Source organism: Streptomyces luteosporeus, assembly GCF_039532865.1.
GTDB lineage: Bacteria > Actinomycetota > Actinomycetes > Streptomycetales > Streptomycetaceae > Streptomyces > Streptomyces luteosporeus.
Genome location: NZ_BAAASL010000010.1, coordinates 276,681 through 297,177, shown reverse-complemented (window position 1 = coordinate 297,177; position 20,497 = coordinate 276,681). Strand labels below are relative to the sequence as shown.

The window sequence follows — 20,497 nt, the reverse complement described above, 5'->3', positions numbered from 1 at the left end:
CGGGGAAGCAACGAAAGGGACAGCTCAGGGATGGCCATCAGCAACGACCGCCTCGCACCTCCGGAGAGGCTGGTGCGAACCCTGGGCTCGGACCCCGCGGCCGGCGAGGCCGAACGCCGCTGGCTCGACGAGCTCCCGGAACGCGCCCGCACCGTCCTCGCCCGCCGGCAGCTGACACCCGAACGGGTGCAGGTGCCCGGCGGCCGCACCAGCATGGTGATCCTCGTCCGGCAGGCCGACGGCACACCCGCAGCGCTCAAGCTCAGCCCCCCGTCCAGCGGGACGACCGCCCTCGAACACGCCGCGCTCGCCCACTGGGACGGCCTCGGCGCCGTACGCGTCCTGGACGCCGACCCCGAGGAGGGGGCGCTGCTGCTGGAACGGCTGCACGCCGACGTCAGCCTGCGCTCGCTGGCCGAGCCCAAGGCCCAGCTGGAGGCCGCCGCCACCCTGCAGCGCCTGTGGGTGCCGGCCCCGGCCGGCGCCCCGTTCCCGTCGGTGGCCGACCACACCGGCGCCACGGCCGCCGTCCTGCGCGAGCGGCGCGAGGCGCCCTGGGCGGCCGACGCGCGCGCCCTCGTCGACGAGGCACTCGAAGCCCGCGACGCGCTGGTCGCCGGCCGCCCGGACGAGACGGTGCTGCTGCACGGCGAGTACCACCAGGGCACGGTGCTCTCCGGCGACCGCATGCCCTGGCTGGCCATCGCCCCCCGTCCCCTGGCCGGCGAACGCGCCTACGACCTCGCCTGGCTGGTCCGCGACCGGCTCGACACGCTGCTGGCGGCGCCGGGAGCGGGGGCGGCGGCGCGGCGCCGGGTGGCGAAGCTGGCGGAGTCCCTGGAGGTGGACGCGGACCGCTTGCGCGGCTGGACGCTCTTCCGGGCGACGGAGGCGGGGGTGCGGGAGCTTGCGGCCGGCGCCCGCAGGCAGGGCGAACTCCTCCTGGAGTTCGCGGGGTTGCTGTAGGGCGGCCAGGCCGTGTCCGGCGGATCATGCAGCGCCCCGTCAGGGGCGCGGGGAACTGCGCGATCGGCCACCGACGGCCCGCAGCTGACACACCACCCCGGGGTCCGGGCGATCTGCGGGCGCGTCGTGGCTTGTCGCGCAGTTCCCCGCGCCCCTGACGGGGCGCCGTGGTGGCGCGTGACGAAGATCCGCCGGACAGGCCCTGGGCCGGGCAGCCCTGCCGGCCCGGGCCGTCCCGGGCGGCTCAGGCGCCGGCGGCTCGTACTCGGGTCACCGCCTCGTCCACCGGCAGTTCCTCCCGCTCCCCCGTCCGGCGGTCCTTGAGTTCGACCACCCCGTCAGGGGCGCGGCGCCCGACCACCAGGATCGTCGGCACCCCGATCAGCTCCGCATCCGCGAACTTCACCCCCGCCGACACCCCCGTGCGGTCGTCGAGGAGCACCCGCACCCCCTCCCCCGCCAGCCGTTCGGCGATCGTCGTGGCCAGCTCCAGCTGTGCCGCCTTGCCCGCCGCCACGACGTGGACGTCCGCGGGGGCGATCTCGCGGGGCCAGCACAGGCCGGCCTCGTCGTGGGTCTGTTCGGCCAGGGCGGCCACGACGCGGGAGACGCCGATGCCGTAGGAGCCCATCGTGACGCGAACGGGCTTGCCCTCGGGGCCGAGGACGTCCAGGGCGAAGGCGTCGGCGTACTTGCGTCCGAGCTGGAAGATGTGGCCGATCTCGATCGCCCGCCCGACCTCCAGGCCGGCCCCGCAGCGGGGGCAGGGGTCGCCGGGTTCGACCACGACGACGTCCAGGTAGCGGTCGACGGTGAAGTCGCGGCCGCACACCACGTTGCGGGCGTGGGTGTCGGGCTTGTTGGCGCCGGTGATCCAGGCGGTGCCGGGGGCGATGCGGGGGTCGGCGAGGTAGGGGATGTCCAGGCCCTGGGGGCCGACGTAGCCGCGGACGAGGTCGCTCCGGCCGGTGAAGTCCTCGGCGGTGACGAGTTCCACGACGGCCGGCGCGAGGTGCTCGGCGAGCTTGCCGAGGTCGACCTCGCGGTCGCCCGGGACGCCGACGGCCGTGATCTCGCCGTCGACCTTGACCAGGAGGTTCTTCAGGGTGGCGGACGCGGGTACGCCCAGGTGCGCGGCGAGCGCGTCGATGGTGGGGGTGCCGGGCGTGGGGAGTTCCTCGGCCGGTGCGTGGGCGGCGGGGTCGCCGGGGGCGACGACCGTGGTGACGGCCTCGGTGTTGGCGGCATAGTCGCAGTGCGGGCAGTCGACGAAGGTGTCCTCGCCGGCCGCGGCCGGGGCGAGGAACTCCTCGGACGCCGAGCCGCCCATGGCGCCGGAGACGGCGGAGACGATCCGGTGATCCAGGCCGAGGCGGGCGAAGATGCGCTGGTACGCGGTGCGGTGGAGGCGGTAGGAGGCGGCGAGTCCCTCGTCGTCGATGTCGAAGGAATAGGAGTCCTTCATCTGGAACTCGCGGGCGCGCAGCACGCCGGAGCGGGGCCGGGCCTCGTCGCGGTACTTCGTCTGGATCTGATACAGGATCACGGGCAGGTCCTTGTAGGACGCGCACTGGTCCTTGACCGTGAGGGTGAAGATCTCCTCGTGGGTGGGCCCGAGGAGGTGGTCGGCGCCCTTGCGGTCCGTGAGCCGGAAGAGTTCGTCGCCGTACTCCTTCCAGCGGCCGCTGGTCTCGTAGGGCTCCTTGGGCAGCAGGGCGGGCAGCAGCACCTCCTGGCCGCCGATGGCGTCCATCTCCTCGCGCACCACGCGGGCGACGTTGTCGAGGACCTTCTTGCCCAGCGGCAGCCACGTCCACATGCCCGAGGAGGTGCGGCGGACGTACCCGGCGCGGACCAGCAGCCGGTGGCTCGCGGTCTCGGCGTCGGCCGGGTCCTCGCGCAGCGTCTTGAGCAGGGTCGTGGACATGCGCTGCAGGGGGGCCATGGGTCGTCTCCCGGGTGCGTGACGTGCGGCGTTGGCCCGGAGACTAGCTGGGCTGGGCGCCTTGCGCGCAACCGTTTTCCGGGGCGAGCAGCGGCAGTTGCGCGCCCATCACGGCGTACGGGCTCGCGGCGCTGGGGAAGACGACGTGCCGGGCCAGGTCGCGGTAGCCGAGCTTGCGGTACAGGGCGCGGGCCGGGCTGTCCTTGTCGATGGCGGACAGGATGGAGCGCGGCTCGTCCGCCGTGGAGGTGATGGCGGTGATGAGGGTGCGCCCGATGCGGCGGTTCTGGAATGCGGGGTGGACGTGCAGTTCGGTGATGACGAAGGAGTCGTCGAGCCAGCCGTCGTGTCCGTTGGCCCGCAGGTACGGCTCGACGACCATGGACCACCAGTGGCTGCGGTCGTTGGGCATCCCGTAGACGAAGCCGACGAGCCGCCCCTCGGCCGTGGTGGCGCCCAGGGCGCGCGCTCCCGGGCTGGTGAGGTGCCGCAGCACGATGTGCCGCCGGACCCCGACCTCCTCGGGGGTCAGCCCGAAGGCGACGGCCTGCACGGCCAGTGCCTCGTCCACCCGCGCGGCGAGGTCGAGCGGTCCGACCGTGATGTCATCCATGGCGCGAGGCTACCCGGCCGTCCGCCCGGGGCCCGACCGCATCGGATGCGACCTCATCAGAACAGGACGCTCATGAACGCGCCGACCTCCTGGAAGCCGACGCGGCGGTAGGCGGCGCGGGCCGCGGTGTTGTAGTCGTTGACGTACAGGCTGACCACCGGGGCGACCTCGCGCAGCGCGTAGCCCAGGACGGCGGTCATGCCGGCGACGGACAGGCCCCTGCCGCGGTACTCGGGGGCCACCCACACGCCCTGGATCTGGCAGGCGAGGTCGGTGGCGGCGCCGATCTCCGCCTTGAAGACTACGCGCCCGTCCTCGACGCGGGCGAAGGACCGCCCGGAGCCCACGAGCTCGGCAACCCGGGCCTGGTAGAGCAGTCCGCCGTCGCCGGCGAGGGGCGAGACGCCGACCTCCTCGGTGAACATGGCCACGCACGCGGGCATGATCAGGTCCATCTCGTCCTTGCGGATGCGCCGCACCAGCGGGTCGGGGGCCAGGCCCGCGGGCATGGACCGGGTGACCATCAGCGGCTGGTGGGCGCGGACCTCGCGGGCCGGGCCCCAGTGCGGTTCGAGCAGGGACCACAGGGCGGCGGTCGCCTCGGCCGGGCCCACGATCGACGAGCAGCGGCGTCCGGTGCGCCGGGCCCGGTCGGCGAAGGCGCGTACGGCCTCGGGGCCGGCGCACACCGGGACCAGGTTGGCGCCGGCGTAGCACAGGGACTCCAGTCGGCCTTCCGCGTACCAGCCCCACATCTCTCCGCCGAGCCGCCAGGGGTCGAGGCCGGCGACACGGACCCGCGCGGCGACGAAGGCGTTGGCCACGGGATCGCGGTCGAGGACGCCGAGGGCCGCGTCCAGATCGGCGGGGCCCAGGACCTTGGTGGTGGTCGTCGTCAGCACGTGTCGGATTGCCTCACCGTGGCGGGGCCGCAGGCCGGGGAAGTGGATCCTGGCACTGTACCTCCCCGCTTGCGCCACCGCCCCGCCGCGGCGGAGGCCGGGCGGGGCGGGCAGGGGGCGCGGGTGTGTCAGCCGGCGACGCTGACCGAGGGCTCGCCGGAGGCGACGCCTTCGGCCTCCATCTTCTCGGCGAGCTTCATGGCCTCCTCGATGAGCGTCTCCACGATCTTCGACTCGGGAACGGTCTTGATGACCTCGCCCTTGACGAAGATCTGACCCTTGCCGTTGCCGGAAGCGACACCGAGGTCGGCCTCACGCGCCTCGCCCGGGCCGTTGACCACACAGCCCATGACGGCCACGCGCAGCGGCACCTCCATGCCCTCCAGACCCGCGGTGACCTCGTCGGCGAGCTTGTACACGTCCACCTGGGCACGGCCGCAGGACGGGCACGAGACGATCTCCAGCCGGCGCTGACGCAGACCCAGGGACTCCAGGATCTGGATGCCGACCTTGATCTCCTCCGCCGGCGGGGCGGAGAGGGAGACGCGGATGGTGTCGCCGATGCCCTCCGAGAGCAGGGCGCCGAAGGCGACGGCCGACTTGATGGTGCCCTGGAAGGCCGGACCCGCCTCGGTCACGCCCAGGTGGAGGGGGTAGTCGCACTGGGCGGCGAGCTGGCGGTAGGCGTTGACCATCACGACCGGGTCGTTGTGCTTGACCGAGATCTTGATGTCCCGGAAGCCGTGCTCCTCGAAGAGCGACGCCTCCCACAGGGCGGACTCGACGAGGGCCTCCGGCGTCGCCTTGCCGTACTTCTGCAGCAGGCGGCGGTCGAGGGAGCCGGCGTTCACGCCGATGCGGATCGGCACACCGGCGTCGCCGGCCGCCTTCGCGATCTCCTTGACCTTGTCGTCGAACTGCTTGATGTTGCCGGGGTTGACGCGGACGGCGGCACAGCCGGCGTCGATCGCGGCGAAGACGTACTTCGGCTGGAAGTGGATGTCCGCGATCACCGGGATCTGCGACTTGCGGGCGATGATCGGCAGCGCGTCGGCGTCGTCCTGGGTCGGGCAGGCGACGCGCACGATCTGGCAGCCGGAGGCGGTGAGCTCGGCGATCTGCTGCAGGGTCGCGCCGATGTCGGAGGTGCGCGTCGTCGTCATGGACTGCACCGAGACGGGGGCGTCGCCGCCGACGGCCACGGATCCGACCTGGATCTTGCGGCTGACCCTGCGGTCGGCGAGCTTGATCGGAACGGAAGGCATTCCAAGCGAAATCGCTGTCATCTGGCGAGCAACCCCAAGGTATGAATCAAGGTCCCGAGATCGGCGGGCTCCGACTCCGAGGTTACGGCACGAGCTCCCTTCGGAGCACATTGCCGGTCCCCTGGCGGGGGCGCGCGGGGGCGCCTGCGGCGGACTGTTCCCCAGCCCCGCCCCTTCGCCGTTTCCCGGGGGCAAGCCCCCGGACCCCCGGACCAGGCTTCGCCCGGTGTCCTCAAACGCCGGACGGGCTGAAATCAGCCCGTTGGGGGCACCCCCAGCAGTAGCTGGGGGAGATTGAGGACGACAGCCCCACTACGTCAGCCGTACCGGGTTCACCACGTCCGCGATGAGCACCAGCAGCGTGAAGCACACGAAGATGCCCGCCACCACGTACGCCACCGGCATCAGCTTCGCCACGTCGAAGGGGCCCGGGTCGGGGCGCCGGAAGACCTTGGCGACGGTGCGCCGTACGGACTCCCACAGCGCGCCCGCGATGTGCCCGCCGTCCAGCGGCAGCAGCGGCAGCATGTTGAACAGGAAGAGCGACAGGTTGAAGCCCGCCACCAGGAAGAGCATGGTGGCGATCTGCTGCGACGGCGGGATGTCGAGGTTGAACACCTCGCCGCCGACCCGTGCGGCGCCGACGACGCCCATCGGGGAGTCCGCCTTGCGCTCGCCGCCGTCGAAGGCGGCGTTCCACAGGTCGGGGATCTTGCCGGGCAGGTCGATCAGGGATTCGACGCCGGACTGGACCATGTCGCCCATGCGGTCGACGGACTGCCCGAAGGACTGCTGGACGACGCCGGTGGCAGGCGTGAAGCCGAGGAAGCCGGCGGTGACGTACTCGCCCTTGATGGGGGCGCCCTTGCCGTCGTACTTCTGGACCTGGTTGGAAATCAGGTCCGCGTGCAGCGTCTTCTCGGTGCCGTCGCGCTCGACCGTGATCGTGGCCGGGCCGGTGGTGCGGCGGATCTCCTTCTGGAGGGTGCCCCAGTCGCCGACGCGGTGGCCGTTGAAGGCGACGATGCGGTCCTTGGGCTGGAGGCCGGCGGCCTTGGCCGGGGAGTCCTTGGCGCCGGTGGGGCACTTGTCGGCCGGGCTGCTGGCCTTGACGACGCAGTCGGAGACCTGGGAGACGGTGGTGGTCTGCGTGGAGACGCCGAAGGTCATCATGACGCCGAGGAAGACCACGACGGCCAGGACGAGGTTCATGAAGGGCCCGGCGAACATGACGATCACGCGCTTCCACGGCTTGCGCGTGTAGAACATGCGGGTCTCGTCGCCGGGGCGCAGCTCCTCGTAGGCGGCGGAGCGGGCGTCCTCGATCATGCCGCGCCAGGGGGAGGTGGAGCGGGCGCTGATGCGGCCGTCCTCGCCGGGCGGAAACATGCCGATCATGCGGATGTAGCCGCCGAGCGGGACGGCCTTGATGCCGTACTCGGTCTCGCCCTTCTTCCGCGACCACAGGGTCGGCCCGAAGCCGACCATGTACTGCGGCACCCGGATGCCGAACATCTTCGCGGTCGACAGGTGGCCCAGCTCGTGCCAGGCGATGGAGAAGAGCAGGCCCACCACGAAGACGACTATCCCGAGGACGGTCATCAGTGCTGTCATGCGCGGGCCTCCGAGGTCGTACGAGCCGCCAGTTCGCGGGCCCGGGCGCGGGCCCAGGTCTCCGCCTGCAGGACGTCCGAGAGGGTCAGGCGGGTTCCCGCGGCGGGGGTGCCGTGTTCCGCCACCACCTCGGCGACGGTGTCCACGATCCCATTGAACGGCAGCTGCCCGCTCAGGAACGCATCGACGCACTCCTCGTTGGCGGCGTTGAAGACGGCGGGGGCGGTGCCGCCGAGGGCGCCGACGTGCCGGGCGAGGTCGACGGAGGGGAAGGCCTCGGTGTCGAGGGGGAAGAATTCCCAGGTGGAGGCCTTGGACCAGTCGAAGGCGGGGGCGGCGTCGGGCACCCGGTCGGGCCAGCCGAGGCCGATGGCGATGGGGCCGCGCATGTCCGGCGGGGTGGCCTGGGCGAGGGTGGAGCCGTCGGTGAATTCCACCATCGAGTGGACGTACGACTGGGGGTGGACGACGACCTCGATGCGCTCGAAGGGGATGTCGTAGAGCAGGTGGGCCTCGATGACCTCGAGGCCCTTGTTGACCAGGGTGGCCGAGTTGATCGTGATGACCGGGCCCATGGACCAGGTGGGGTGGGCCAGCGCGTCCTGAGGGGTCACGGAGGCCAGCTCCGCCTTGGTGCGGCCGCGGAAGGGGCCGCCGGAGGCGGTGACGACGAGCTTGCGCACCTCGGAGCGGGTGCCGCCGAGGAGGGCCTGGAAGAGGGCGGCGTGCTCGGAGTCGACGGGGATGATCTGCCCGGGCTTGGCGACGGCCTTGACCAGGGGGCCGCCGACGATCAGCGATTCCTTGTTGGCCAGGGCCAGGGTGCGGCCGGCCTCCAGGGCGGCGAGGGTGGGGGCCAGGCCGATGGAGCCGGTGATGCCGTTGAGGACGGTGTGGCACTGGCTGCGGGCGAGCTCGGTGGCCGCGTCGGGGCCGGCGAGGACCTCGGGCAGCGGCTCGCGGCCGTAGCGGGCGGCCAGGGCCTCGCGCAGGGCGGGCTCCTTGTCCGCCTGCGCGACGGCGACCGTGCGGACCCCCAGTCTGTGCGCCTGCTCGGCGAGCAGCTCCACCCGGCCGCCGGCGGCGGACAGGGCGGTGACCGTGAACCGCTCGGGGTTGCGCAGCACCAGGTCGATGGCCTGGGTGCCGACCGAACCGGTCGAGCCGAGGATCACGATCTCGCGCGGGCCGCCTCCGGGCACGGCGGCGGAGTAGCGCAGGTGGGGGTCAGCGAGGGAGTCCGTCATCCCCCCATTGTGGCCGTACCGCCGGTCCGGCCCGACAGCGCGTCCCGGCAGTACGACCCGGTGGGGTTCACCCGTTCATCGGATCGGGGGTTCTTCGGCTCACCGGATCGGCCGGTGGACGTTCTCGGCCTTGGACGGGCCGGGGGTGGCGTCCGCGATCCAGGGGCCCTCGCCGCTGGGGTCGACGATGCCGGCCTCCAGCCATGTGTACGCCCCGCCCATGACGCCCGAGACGACCTTGCGGTCGAGGTCGTCGGTGTTGGTCCACAGCCGCCCGAAGAGCTCCTCGACGCGGATGCGGGACTGCCGGCAGAAGGCGTCGGCCAGCTGGTACGCCTCGGTACCGTGCTCGCCGCGGGAGCGCAGGTGCTCGGCGCGCACGCAGGCGGCGCTCATGGCGAACAGCTCGGCGCCGATGTCGACGATGCGGCCGAGGAAGCCCTGCTTGGTCTCCATGCGGCCCTGCCAGCGGGACATGGCGTAGAAGGTGGAGCGCGCCAGCTTGCGCGAGGACCGTTCGACGTAGCGCAGGTGGCGCGAGAGGTCGCGGTGGCCGGTCGGGTGGAATTCGGCGTACGTCCGCGGCAGCTGCCCGGGGCCTGCGACCAGCTTGGGCAGCCAGCGGGCGTAGAAGCCGCCGGCGCGGGCGCCGGCACGGGCCTTGTCGCCCAGGGACTTGTCCGGGTCGATGAGGTCGCCGGCGACCGACAAATGAGCGTCGACGGCCTCGCGGGCGATGAGCAGGTGCATGATCTCCGTGGAGCCCTCGAAGATCCGGTTGATGCGCGAGTCGCGCAGCATCTGCTCGGCGGGGACGGCGCGCTCGCCGCGGGCGGCCAGGGAGGCGGCGCTCTCGTAGCCGCGGCCGCCGCGGATCTGCACCAGCTCGTCCATCATCAGCCAGGCCGCCTCGCTGGCGTAGAGCTTGGCGAGGGCGGCCTCGATGCGGATGTCGTTGCGGTCCTCGTCGGCCATCTGGCTGGAGAGGTCGACGATCGCCTCCAGGGCGAAGGTCGTCGCGGCGATGTAGGAGATCTTCGAGCCGACGGCCTCGTGCTTGGCGATGGGCTTGCCCCACTGCTCACGGGCCGAGGACCACTCGCGGGCGATCTTCAGCGCCCACTTGCCGCTCGCGGCGCACATGGCGGGGATCGACAGCCGCCCGGTGTTGAGCGTGGTCAGCGCGATCTTCAGGCCGGCGCCCTCGGGGCCGATGCGGTGGGAGGCGGGCACCCGCACCTGGTGGAAGCGGGTGACGCCGTTCTCGATGCCGCGCAGGCCCATGAAGGCGTTGCGGTTCTCCACGGTGACGCCCTCGGCCGTCGCCTCGACGACGAAGGCCGTGATGCCGCCCTTGTGGCCCTCGCTGCGGGGCACGCGGGCCATGACGACGAGCAGGTCGGCGACGACGCCGTTGGTCGTCCACAGCTTCACGCCGTCGAGGACGTAGTCGTCGCCGTCGGGCACGGCGGAGGTCGCGAGCCGGGCCGGGTCGGAGCCCACGTCCGGCTCGGTGAGCAGGAAGGCGGTGATGTCGGTGCGCGCACACCGCGGCAGGAACTTCTCCTTCTGCTCCTGCGTGCCGAACAGCTTCAGCGGCTGCGGCACGCCGATCGACTGGTGGGCCGACAGCAGCGCGCCCACGACAGGGCTGACGGAGCCGACCAGAGCCAGGGCCTTGTTGTAGTAGACGTGGTTCAGACCGAGGCCGCCGTACTTCGGGTCGATCTTCATGCCGAAGGCGCCGAGCTCCTTGAGCCCGTCGACCGTCTCGTCCGGGATGCGCGCCTCACGCTCGATGCGGGCGCTGTCGATGCGCGTCTCGCAGAAGTCGCGCAGCTTGGCCAGGAACTCCTCGCCGCGCCGGACGTCGTCCGGGGCGGGCGTCGGGTGCGGATGGATCAGATCGAGACGGAACCGGCCGAGGAAGAGCTCCTTGGCGAAGCTGGGCTTCTTCCAGTCCTGCTCGCGGGCCGCCTCGGCGACCTGGCGCGCCTCGCGCTCGGAGACCGGTCGTACGGATGGTGCGGTCATCAGGCACCTCACCGCTGGAGTCGAAGGTGTCCGGTCGACTACCGACCGGTACTACTCGTCCGTATGTACCCCCATGTACCTACCCGATCCCCACCGGCTCTACCAGTCCCCGTGCACACGAGACCGCGCCCCGGGCGGAAGCGGTTGCCCGGGGCGCGGTGGTTCGGTGGAGCGGTCCGTTACAGGCTCAGGCCCGTCAGGACGAGGACGCGCTCGTAGGTGTAGTCGTCCATCGCGTAGCGCACGCCCTCGCGGCCGACGCCGGACTGCTTGGCGCCGCCGTAGGCCATCTGGTCCGCGCGGTACGACGGCACGTCGCCGATCACCACGCCGCCGACCTCCAGCGCCCGGTGGGCGCGGAAGGCGGTCTGCAGGTCGTGCGTGAAGACGCCCGCCTGCAGGCCGTACGGGGAGTCGTTGACCGCGGCGAACGCGGCCTCCTCGCCCTCGACGCGGGACAGCGTCAGGACCGGGCCGAAGACCTCCTCGCAGGCCAGGGTGGTGCCCGCCGGCACGTCGGCCAGCACGGTCGGGGCGTACGTGGCGCCCTGGCGCTTGCCGCCCGCCAGCAGCTTCGCACCCGCCGCGACGGCCTCGTCCACCCACGACTCCACGCGCTTGGCCGCGTCCTCGCTGACCAGCGGGCCCACATCGGTCGAGGCGTCGGACGGGTCGCCCGTCACCTGGGCCTCGACGGCCGCCACGACCTTCGGCACCAGACGCTCGTACAGCGAGGCGTCGGCGATCACGCGCTGCACGGAGATGCAGGACTGGCCGCCCTGGTAGTTCGAGAAGGTCGCGATGCGCTGCGCCGCCCAGTCCAGGTCGGCCTCGGAGGACCAGTCGGCCAGGACGACGGCCGCGGCGTTGCCGCCCAGCTCCAGGGTGACGTGCTTGCGCGGCACGGAGTCCAGGATCGACCAGCCCACCGGGCCGGAACCGGTGAAGGATATGACCGGCAGACGCTCGTCCTGCACCAGGGCGGGCATACGGTCGTTCGGCACCGGCAGCACGCTCCACGAGCCCGCCGGCAGATCGGTCTCGGCGAGGATCTCGCCCAGGACGAGGGACGAGATCGGCGTCGCCGGAGCCGGCTTGAGGATGATCGGGGCACCCACCGCGATCGCCGGGGCGACCTTGTGCGCGCTCAGGTTCAGCGGGAAGTTGAACGGCGCGATACCGAGGACGACGCCGCGCGGGATCCGGCGGGTCAGCGCCAGACGGCCGGTCGAACCCGGGTCGGTGTCCAGACGCTGGGCGTCACCGGCATTGAACCGGCGGGCCTCCTCCGCGGCCCAGCGGAAGACCGAGACGGCACGGCCGACCTCGCCGCGCGCCCACTTGATGGGCTTGCCGTTCTCGGCCGAGATCAGCTGGACGATCTCCTCCGTGCGCTCCGTCAGCCGCTTGGCGACGTGGTCCAGAGCGGCGGTGCGCACGTGCGCGGGCGTGGTGGCGAACTCCTCGCGCACGGCGTACGCGGCGGCGACGGCCTCCTCGACCTGCGCCTCGGTGGGCACGCTCACGGTGCCGACGAGACGACCGTCCCAGGAGTTCGTGACGTCGAAGGTCTCCTCGCCGGTGGCCTCGCGGCCGGCCAGCCAGAACGCGTGGGGAGCAGTCACAATCGGCCCTTCCCAGGTGGGGGTGTGGATGTTGGCTCCCCCACGGTAGGTCTGGGACGGCGGTGCGTCGCTTGTCCGGTATGGAGCGCGAACCGCGGCGGGTGCGCCGCAATGGAGGGGCGCCTGCGGCGGGCCGAGCCCCGGCCCCGCCCTCTCCCCGTCTCCTAGCGGGGCTGCGCCCCCTAGCACCCCCGGACCGGGCTTCGCCCGGTGTCCTCAATCGCCGGACGGGCTGAAATCAGCCCGTCCGGCGTTTGAGGACCGGGGGTCCGGGGGCGGAGCCCCCGGGAGACGGGGAGAGGGCGGGGCTGGGGAACGGCCGCCCGCAGGGCCGCCCGACCGGCGGCTGGAAAAAGCGGCTCAAAACCGTCTGAAACCTGCGTTTGCCGACCAATCGGCCGGGGATTGATCCTCTCGCTCTCAAGATTGTTTCGCGCGGTGACCCCACCGCAACAGCACCACTCCAGCCAGTCACAGAACAGGAACCCGCATGCTCCCTTCCATGCCGCGCCCCGACCGCGAAGCCTTCCTCGCCGAACCACGCGTCGGCGTCCTCGGTGTTGCCGATCCCCGGGGCGGCGGCGGTCGCGGGCCGCTGGTCGTGCCGCTCTGGTACGACTACGAGCCCGGCGGCGAGGTCGTCCTCGGCACGAACCGGGAGAGCATCAAGGCCCGGCTCTTACGCGACGCCGGGCGTTTCAGCCTCTGCGTGCAGGACGAGAAGCGGCCGTACCGCTATGTCAGCGTCGAGGGCCCGATCACCTCGATCGAGGATCCGATCGATCCGGCCGTGCGCGAGGCCCTGGCCCACCGGTACCTGGATCCGCAGGAGGCCCGCGACTACCTCGCGGCGACCGTGGCCCAGTTGCAGGACGACGTCCTGTTCCGTATGCGTCCGGAGCACTGGCGCAGTGCCGACTTCGCCGCGTTCGCGGCGGACTTCGCCGGGGAGGCGTGATGAGCGGCGCCGGCACCGGCACTTCGTTACGCCCCGACACGCTCATACCCGGCATACCCGGCATACCCGGCTACCCGCGGGACGGCCTCATACCGGAGCTGTTCGAGGCGCAGGCCGCAGCCCGCCCGGACGCGCCCGCGGCCCGGCACGGGGAGCGCGTCATGACGTACGGGCAGCTCGACGCCCACGCAGACGCCCTGGCGGCGCGCCTGGTCGCGCACGGTGTCCGGCCCGGTGAGCTGATCGGCGTGTGCGGCAGCCGCTCGCTGGAGGCGCTGGTGGCCCTGCTGGGCATCCTCAAGGCCGGCTGCGCGTACGTGCCGCTGGACGAGGACCTGCCACCGGCTCGGTTGCGGGCCATGGCCGAGGACGCGGGGCTGAGCGCGGCGGTCGCGCTGCCGGGCAGTACGCGTCGCGTGCGCGGTCTACGCGCGTCGGTCGAGGTCGGCAGCGTCGATGCGCCCGCCGGGGCACACGCCGCCGTCCCGCGCCGGACCCGCTCCGCGACCGACTGCGCCTATGTGGCCTTCACCTCCGGTACGACCGGTCGTCCCAAGCCCGTGGCGATACCCCACCGTGGCGTGGTGCGCCTGGTGCTCTCCGACTCCGAGGTGCCGCCGCCCGGTCCGGGTGACGGCGTGCTGCACGCCTACGGGCTGTCCTCGGACGCCTCGACGATCGAGATCTGGGGCGCCCTGCTGACCGGCGCCTGCCTCGTCATCGCGGATCGCGAGGAGCTGCTCTCCCCCGACGCCCTGGAACGGCTCTTCCACGCGGCGGACGTGACCGTGGCCTACCTGACGACGAGCGTCTTCCACCTCGTCGCCCGTACCCGCCCCGAGGCGCTGGCGCTGCTGCGCTTCGTCTCCGCCGGCGGGGAGGCGATGGACCCGCGACTGGCGAACGCGGTCCTCGCGGCCTGCCCGGGCACGACGGTGGTCAACTTCTACGGCCCGACCGAGAACGCCGTGGTCTCCACCGCCCACGTGCTGCGCCCGCTGCCCGAGGACGCCACGAGCGTCCCCCTGGGCCGCCCGTTCGGCGCCTCCACGTGCCACGTCCTGCGCGCCGACGGCTCGGTGGCGCAGCCGGGCGAGGAGGGGGAGCTGTACGTCGGCGGGGACGGGCTGGCCCTGGGCTACCTCGGCGATGCGCGCCTGACCGCCGAGCGGTTCGTCGCGCTGCCCGCGGTGGAGCCGGGCGGGCTGCTGTACCGCACCGGCGACCGGGTCGTACGGACCGCCGACGGGCTGCTGGAGTACCGCGGCCGCCTCGACCGCCAGGTCAAGCTGCGCGGCGCGCGCGTCGAACTCGACGAGGTGGAGGCCCGGTTACGGGCCCACGCCGAGGTCGGCGAGGCCGTCGTCGAGATGGAGTCGGGTGCCCTGACCGCCTATGTGACCGCCGCCGCGCCGGGCCGCCCCCTGCCGCTGCCCGACCTGCGCGCGTACTGCGCCCAGTGGCTGCCTCCGCAGGCCGTACCCCACCTGGTGCCCCTGGACCACTTCCCGGTGACCAGCGGCGGCAAGGTCGACCGCACCCGTCTGAGGGCCGCGGCACCCGCGCCGCACGCGGACGACCGCAGGACGGGCACCACGGACGAGCCGAGGGCCGGGGGCCTGCTCGGCGTCCTGACAGAGGTGTGGCAGCAAGTACTGCGCGTGCGTCCCCTGCCCGGCGACGACTTCTTCCTCCTCGGCGGCGACTCCCTGCTCGCCTCGGAGGCCGTCACCCGCACCCTGGCCGTGCTCGGCCTCGACGCCGCCCTGGGCTCCACCCTGATCAGGGCCCTGCTGGCCGCGCCCACGCTGGAGGGCTTCGCGGACGCCGTACGCGAAGCCCGGGGCGGTTCCCTGCGGACCGCGGGGCCGGAAGAGGTCGTCGACTTCGTCCGGGAGACCGAGCTCGGCTTCCGCCTCCCGCCCGCCGAGGGCCCGGCCCCGTGCCCGCAGGACCCGAAGGACGTCCTGCTCACCGGCGCCTCCGGCTTCGTCGGCGCCCACCTGCTGCACCGTCTGCTGCACGCGACCACCGCCCGCGTCCACTGCCCCGTACGGGCGACGAACCCGGCCCACGCCGAGCAGCGGGTGCGCACCGCACTCGCCCGCTACGGGCTGCGCCTGGAGGAGGCCGAGTGGCGGCGTGTGGAGTGCTTCCCCGGTGACCTCACCCAGCCGCGGCTGGGCCTGCCGGCCGCCCACGCCGACGCGCTGGCCGGCCGGCTGGACCTGATCGTGCACAACGGCGCCCGCGTCAACTTTCTCTATCCGTACGAACAGTTGCGCGCGGCGAACGTCGACGGCACCCGGGAGGTCGTCCGCATCGCGGCGCGACGCCGCGTGCCGGTGCACTTCGTCTCGACCGTCGCCGTCGTCGCCGGATTCGGCACCGCCGGCGTGCGCGAGGTGGCCGAGGACCTGCCGCTGGCCCACGCGGACGGGCTCACCATGGGCTACGCGGAGAGCAAGTGGGTCGCCGAGGGAGTGCTGCGGCGGGCGGCCGAACAGGGCCTGCCGGTGGCCGTCTACCGGCCGTACGAGGTGACGGGCGACCGGGTGCACGGCGTGTGCAACACCGAGACGGCCATCTGCTCGCTGTTCAAGGTGATCGCCGAGACCGGGCTGGCCCCGGACATCGAGCTGCCCATGGACTTCGTCCCCGTCGACCACCTCGCCGAGTCCCTCGTGCACATCGCCACGCACCGGCCGGCCGACGGACGCGTCCACCACCTCACCAACCCCCGCCCGGCGATGCTCTCCGACGTCCTGGAACGGATGCGCGCGGCGGGCTTCGCCCTGCGCACGCTGCCGTACGACCAGTGGGTGGGCGAGCTGGTGCGACACGTCGCCGAGAACCCGACGAGCGCCACGGCGCCGTTCGTGTCGCTGTGCGTGGACCGCAGCCGGGGCGCCGACATGTCCGTGAAGGAGATGTACCTGAAGGGGACCTTCCCGGTGCTGGGGCGGCGCAACGCCGAGGAGGCGCTGGCCGGCAGCGGCCTGCACTGCCCGCCGGTCGACGCCGCACTGCTCGACCGGTACCTGGAGTACTTCTTCACCTCCGGCTACCTCGCCCGCCCCGTCGCCCGCACCCAGGAAAAAGAATCGGAGTGCACCGCATGAGCCTGCCCGAGACCCTCATCCCCGTCCCGGAGGCCGAGCCCGGCACCGCGGGACCGCCGTGCGCCTACGCCCGCCTGCGCACGGAGGCGCCCGTCGTCAAGGCGCAGCTGCCCAACGGCGAGACGGGCTGGCTCATCAGCCGCTACGAGGACGTGCGCGCCGCGTTCGCCGACCGCCGGCTCGTCCGGCCGCTGCTGTCGGCCTGGCCGCCCCGGGAGGGGGACGACGCCCCGCCGCCGGCCCTGCCGACCTTCCTGGAGATGACCGGCGAGCACCACGAGCGCGTCCGTCGCACCGTGCTGCCGATGTTCGGCCGGAAACGGCTGGAGTTCATGGCGCCCCGGATCCGGTCGATGGCCGGGGAACTCGTCGACGCCATGGTCGCCGGGGCGGACGGCGGGACCGCGGACCTCGTCGCCTCCTACGCCGACCCGCTGCCGCTGCGCGTGCTGTGCGAGACCGTCGGCCTGCCGTACGAGGACCGCGACGTCTACCTGCCGCACACCCTCGCGCTCCTCGGCGCGTCCGGCCTGACGATGGACGAGGTGCTCGCGGCCCTGAACGCGCTGCAGGACTACGCCGGCGACCTCATCTCCCGCAAGGAGAAGGAGGGCACCGGCGGGGACGGGGGCGAGGACTACATCCGGCTGCTGCTGGCGGAGAGCCGCCGGCCGGGCGGCGAGCTGAGCAGGGACGACGTCGTCAGCTTCGTCGTCACCATGCTCATGGCCGGCTACAAGACAAACATCCAGCACACGAGCAACGCCCTGCTCGTACTCCTCACCCACCCCGACCAGCTGCGGATGCTGCGCGAGGAGCCCGGGCGGATCCCCACCGCGGTGGACGAGCTGCTGCGGTACGTGCCGCTGATGAACGCCATCAACATCCTCGTCGCCACCGAGGACTTCACCCTGCACGGGCAGCACATCCGCGAAGGCGACGCGGTCGTCCCTGTGCCGGCGTCCGCCAACCGCGACCCGCAGGCGTTCGCCGATCCCGACCGCCTGGACCTCACCCGGACCCCCAACGCGCACGTCGCGTTCGGGCACGGACCCCACGCCTGCACCGGCGCACACCTCACCCGCATGCAGCTCGCCATCGCCATCGAGGTGCTGCTGGAACGGCTTCCCGGCATCGAGCTGGCCGCTGCGGCGGAGACCCTCCCCTGGGACGAGTCCACCCCGCTGCGCGCCCCGGCCCGGCTCCCCGTCCGCTGGTGACACGGTGACACACGAGGAAAGAGACCCGCACCCCATGACCGCACTCCCGCACTATCCCTTCAGCACCGACGGCGACCGGCTCGCCCCCGAACTCGACGACCTGCGCAGCCGCTGCCCCGTCGCCCGCGTCGGCACCAACTCCGGCGAGGAAGCCTGGTTGGTGACGGACTACGAGCTGGCCCGGCACGTGCTGCGGGACCGCTCCTTCGCACGCTCCGTCCTCGGCGAGGCGGACAGCCCCGCCCAGGACGCGCCCATCCTCGCGCCCGAGCTCCTCGACGCCATGAACCACCTCCAGCAGGCCGGACTGCGCGACGAAGTGCTCAAGGCCCTCGGCCGCGACCAGCCCGCACTGCCCGCCGACTGGGTCGCGGGCATCACCCACGAGGGCCTGGACGCGCTGGTGAAGGAGGGCGCCCCCGGCGACCTGCAGCGCCACTTCGCCGAATGGGTCGCCGCCCAGTGCATGTGCCGCCTCCTCGGCCTGCCCTTCGAGGACCACGAATGGCTCGCCGTGCGGGCCGACCTGGACCTCACCATGGTCACTCCCACCCACGAGGAACTCGCCCGCAACTGGGAGGAGATCCGCGTGTACATGCACGAGCACATGACCGGCCGCCGCCCCGGCGCACCCCGCGGCCTCGCGGACCGCCTCGCCGACCTCAACGCCGCCCACCAGGGGCTCACGGACAAGCAGCTGTCGAACATCGTGTCCGTCCTGTTCGTCAGCGGCTACGAGGACTTCGCGAGCTTCCTCGGCGTCGCGGCCTTCAACCTGCTGCAGCACCCGGACGTCATGAGCGCGGTGCGCGACCGGCCGGAGACGATGCCGCAGTGCGTGGAGGAGCTGCTGCGGTGCAGCGTCGTCCTCGGCAACGCGATCCCCCGCTTCGTCACGGAGGACGTCGAGCTGGGGCCGGCCCGGGTGAAGCAGGGCGACATGATCCTGCTCTCCCTGGACGCGACCAACTACGACCCGGCCGCGTTCCCCGACCCGCAGACCTTCGACCCCACCCGCTCCCCCAACCCGCACCTGCGCTTCGGCTACGGCCGCCACCACTGCCCGGGGGCGCACCTGGTCCGCCGCCAGTCGGAGATCGCCTTCCGCGTCCTGCTCGACCGCCTGCCGGGCGCCCGGCTGGCGGTACCGCCGCAGGAGGTGCCCTGGCACCCGAACCGGATGGCGATCATGCCGGCGGGCATACCGGTCGCTTGGTGAGCGACCAGGCGCCGTTTCCCGGGGCTACGCCCCGGACCTCGGGGGCGGTGCGGCCCGGTGGGCCGGTTTGTGCCCACCCGTTCCGCCCTGCGGAACGACTGCCCACAAACCGGCGGCTCAGCCGCCCGGAGGGCCGCTCGTCGCCTGGAGCGCCAGCCACAGCTCCATGCGGACGTCGGGGTCGTCCAGGGACCGTCCCAGGATCTCCTCCACCCGCCGCATCCGGTACCGCAGCGTGTGCCGGTGCACCCCCAGGTCCGCGGCCGCCGCGTCCCACTGTCCGTGGCGCGACAGCCATGCCCGCAGTGACGCGACGAGGTCGCCGCGCCCCGTCGCGTCGTGTTCGTGGAGCGCCCGCAGCAGCCCGTCGGCGAAGGCGCGGACCGCGTCGTCGGCGAGCAGCGGCAGGACGGAGCCGGCGGCGACCTCCTCGTGTTCGACGAGGACGCGCCCCCGGCGCCGGGCGACGGACAGGGCCTGTTCGGCCTGCCGGTGGGCGGCGGCCGCGCCGGTGGGTCCGGCCGGGCCGGAGAGCCCGAGCGCCGGCCCGGCGGGGGCGCTGTCACCGGCGGCGCTGCGCCGCTCCTCCACGGCGCGCGCGTACGCCTCGCACGCCCCCACCGCCGCGCCGCCGTCGGGGGCGAGGACGGTGACGCGCGCGCCCTCGGCGACGACGAGCACCGCTTCGGCCGCCCGGCCCGCGGCGGTCTCCGCGGCGTCGGCGAGGGCGCCGAGACCGTTCTCGTCGCCGGGTGCCGCCCCGGCGGCCTCCGCGGCCTCGGCGACGAGGATGCGGAAGGGCGCGTCGAGCAGGTTGCCGTACAGGTCGCCGGCGACGGCCCGCGCGTGGTCGGGTTCGCCGGCGAGGAGCATGCGCAGCACCGCGGCGCCGAGGCGGGCCTCGGCTTCCTGCAGGGCGCGGGAGCGCTCGGTGGTCAGGGTCAGCAGGGCGACGGCGGAGTGCACGGCGTAGCGCTCGGCGGTGCCGAGCGGGGCGCCGGTGCCGACGGCGAGGACGCCGCGGGCGCGCCGTCCGGAGCCGAGGGACTGCAGTTCGACGCGGTCGCCGCCCTCGTCGTCGGTGCCGGAGCCGACGACGGCGCTGGCGGGGGCAGGGCGCTCGCGCAGCCGTTCGACGTCGGCGCCGAGCCGGGCCGCGCGGCGTGCGGCCCATTCGGGTGCGGCGGCGACGACGGCGCCGGAGGCGTCGTAGAGGGCGGCCCAGCCGCCGAGGTGGGCGGCGAGGCGGGCGATGAGGGCGGCGGGGCCTTCGGGGGCGAGGGCGGCGCGGGTCAGTTCGCGCTGGGCCTCGAAGCCGGCGGTGACGGCGCGGTACTGGTCGGCGGCGATGGCTGCCGAGACGGCCTTGGTGATGGCGAGGAACGGGGTGCGGCGCGGCACCTCCAGCAGGGGCAGGCCCTCGGCCTCGGCGGCCTCGACGAGGGCTCGCGGCACTTCGTCGTAGTTGACGCCGACGGCGAAGCCGAGTCCGACCACGCCGGCGCCGACCAGGCGCCGCACGTAGCGGCGCATGGCCTCGGGGTCCTCGGCGTCGAGCTTCATGGCGGTGATGAGCAGCAGCTCGCCGCCGTCCATCCAGGGCACGGGGTCGGCGAGCTCGCTGACGTGCGCCCAGCGCACGGGCGTGTCCAGCCGGTCCCGGCCCGCGAGAACGGAGAGCTTCAGCGCGGAGTGGTGGACGAGTGAGGCGAGCGTGAGGGGCATGACACCTTCGGTGGAAGAACGGCTGTGACCGATTCTGCCTCA

General features: G+C 73.1%; 14 protein-coding genes. 5 read left to right on the top strand and 9 right to left on the bottom strand.

All coding sequences use genetic code 11. The annotated features are described in order from the left end of the window. The first annotated feature begins 30 nt into the window (after positions 1-30). Positions 31-966, top strand: a complete 936-nt coding sequence (locus ABD361_RS16150) for an aminoglycoside phosphotransferase family protein (protein ID WP_344435979.1) — start codon at positions 31-33, stop codon at positions 964-966. A 244-nt stretch (positions 967-1,210) separates the two neighbouring features. Here ABD361_RS16150 and ABD361_RS16145 read toward each other — a convergent pair whose 3' ends face one another. From ABD361_RS16145 to ABD361_RS16110, 8 genes are all read right to left on the bottom strand, one after another. Next, positions 1,211-2,911, bottom strand: coding sequence for a proline--tRNA ligase (locus ABD361_RS16145; RefSeq protein WP_344435978.1), 1,701 nt, complete (start codon positions 2,909-2,911; stop codon positions 1,211-1,213). A 43-nt stretch (positions 2,912-2,954) separates the two neighbouring features. Then, a complete protein-coding gene (locus tag ABD361_RS16140; protein WP_344435977.1) occupies positions 2,955-3,524 on the bottom strand; it encodes a GNAT family N-acetyltransferase in 570 nt (189 codons plus the stop codon). A gap of 56 nt (positions 3,525-3,580) precedes the next feature. Further along, positions 3,581-4,426 (bottom strand): GNAT family N-acetyltransferase, encoded by an 846-nt coding sequence (locus tag ABD361_RS16135; RefSeq protein ID WP_344435976.1) that lies wholly within the window; start codon positions 4,424-4,426, stop codon positions 3,581-3,583. Positions 4,427-4,554: 128 nt separating this feature from the next. Continuing rightward, positions 4,555-5,712, bottom strand: a complete 1,158-nt coding sequence (gene ispG / locus ABD361_RS16130) for a flavodoxin-dependent (E)-4-hydroxy-3-methylbut-2-enyl-diphosphate synthase (RefSeq protein WP_344435975.1) — start codon at positions 5,710-5,712, stop codon at positions 4,555-4,557. A 291-nt stretch (positions 5,713-6,003) separates the two neighbouring features. Further along, positions 6,004-7,305, bottom strand: a complete 1,302-nt coding sequence (locus tag ABD361_RS16125) for a M50 family metallopeptidase (RefSeq protein WP_344435974.1) — start codon at positions 7,303-7,305, stop codon at positions 6,004-6,006. Next, positions 7,302-8,552 (bottom strand): 1-deoxy-D-xylulose-5-phosphate reductoisomerase, encoded by a 1,251-nt coding sequence (gene dxr, locus ABD361_RS16120; protein WP_344435973.1) that lies wholly within the window; start codon positions 8,550-8,552, stop codon positions 7,302-7,304. Before dxr ends, ABD361_RS16125 begins: the two co-directional genes overlap by 4 nt. A 99-nt stretch (positions 8,553-8,651) precedes the next feature. Then, positions 8,652-10,586 (bottom strand): acyl-CoA dehydrogenase family protein, encoded by a 1,935-nt coding sequence (locus tag ABD361_RS16115; RefSeq protein ID WP_344435972.1) that lies wholly within the window; start codon positions 10,584-10,586, stop codon positions 8,652-8,654. Positions 10,587-10,765: 179 nt separating this feature from the next. Beyond that, positions 10,766-12,211, bottom strand: a complete 1,446-nt coding sequence (locus ABD361_RS16110) for an aldehyde dehydrogenase family protein (protein ID WP_344435971.1) — start codon at positions 12,209-12,211, stop codon at positions 10,766-10,768. Between the two features lie 490 nt (positions 12,212-12,701). On the opposite strand from ABD361_RS16110, the gene ABD361_RS16105 reads away from it, so the two are divergent. Genes ABD361_RS16105 through ABD361_RS16090 form a run of 4 tightly spaced genes read left to right on the top strand, consistent with a single transcriptional unit; the run spans position 12,702 to position 18,730 of the window. Next, entirely contained in the window at positions 12,702-13,169 is a 468-nt protein-coding gene (locus ABD361_RS16105) for a pyridoxamine 5'-phosphate oxidase family protein (RefSeq protein ID WP_344435970.1), read from the top strand. Continuing rightward, positions 13,169-16,291, top strand: coding sequence for an amino acid adenylation domain-containing protein (locus ABD361_RS16100; RefSeq protein WP_344435969.1), 3,123 nt, complete (start codon positions 13,169-13,171; stop codon positions 16,289-16,291). Before ABD361_RS16105 ends, ABD361_RS16100 begins: the two co-directional genes overlap by 1 nt. Continuing rightward, a complete protein-coding gene (locus tag ABD361_RS16095; protein WP_344435968.1) occupies positions 16,288-17,511 on the top strand; it encodes a cytochrome P450 family protein in 1,224 nt (407 codons plus the stop codon). Before ABD361_RS16100 ends, ABD361_RS16095 begins: the two co-directional genes overlap by 4 nt. 34 nt (positions 17,512-17,545) lie before the next feature. Next, on the top strand, positions 17,546-18,730 hold the full coding sequence (locus tag ABD361_RS16090; protein ID WP_344435967.1) for a cytochrome P450: 1,185 nt from the start codon (positions 17,546-17,548) through the stop codon (positions 18,728-18,730). A gap of 117 nt (positions 18,731-18,847) precedes the next feature. On the opposite strand, the gene ABD361_RS16085 is transcribed toward ABD361_RS16090, so the two are convergent. Next, positions 18,848-20,455 carry a PucR family transcriptional regulator gene (locus tag ABD361_RS16085; protein WP_344435966.1) on the bottom strand — a complete coding sequence of 536 codons (1,608 nt, stop codon included), beginning with the start codon at positions 20,453-20,455 and terminating at the stop codon, positions 18,848-18,850. Positions 20,456-20,497 lie beyond the last annotated feature (42 nt).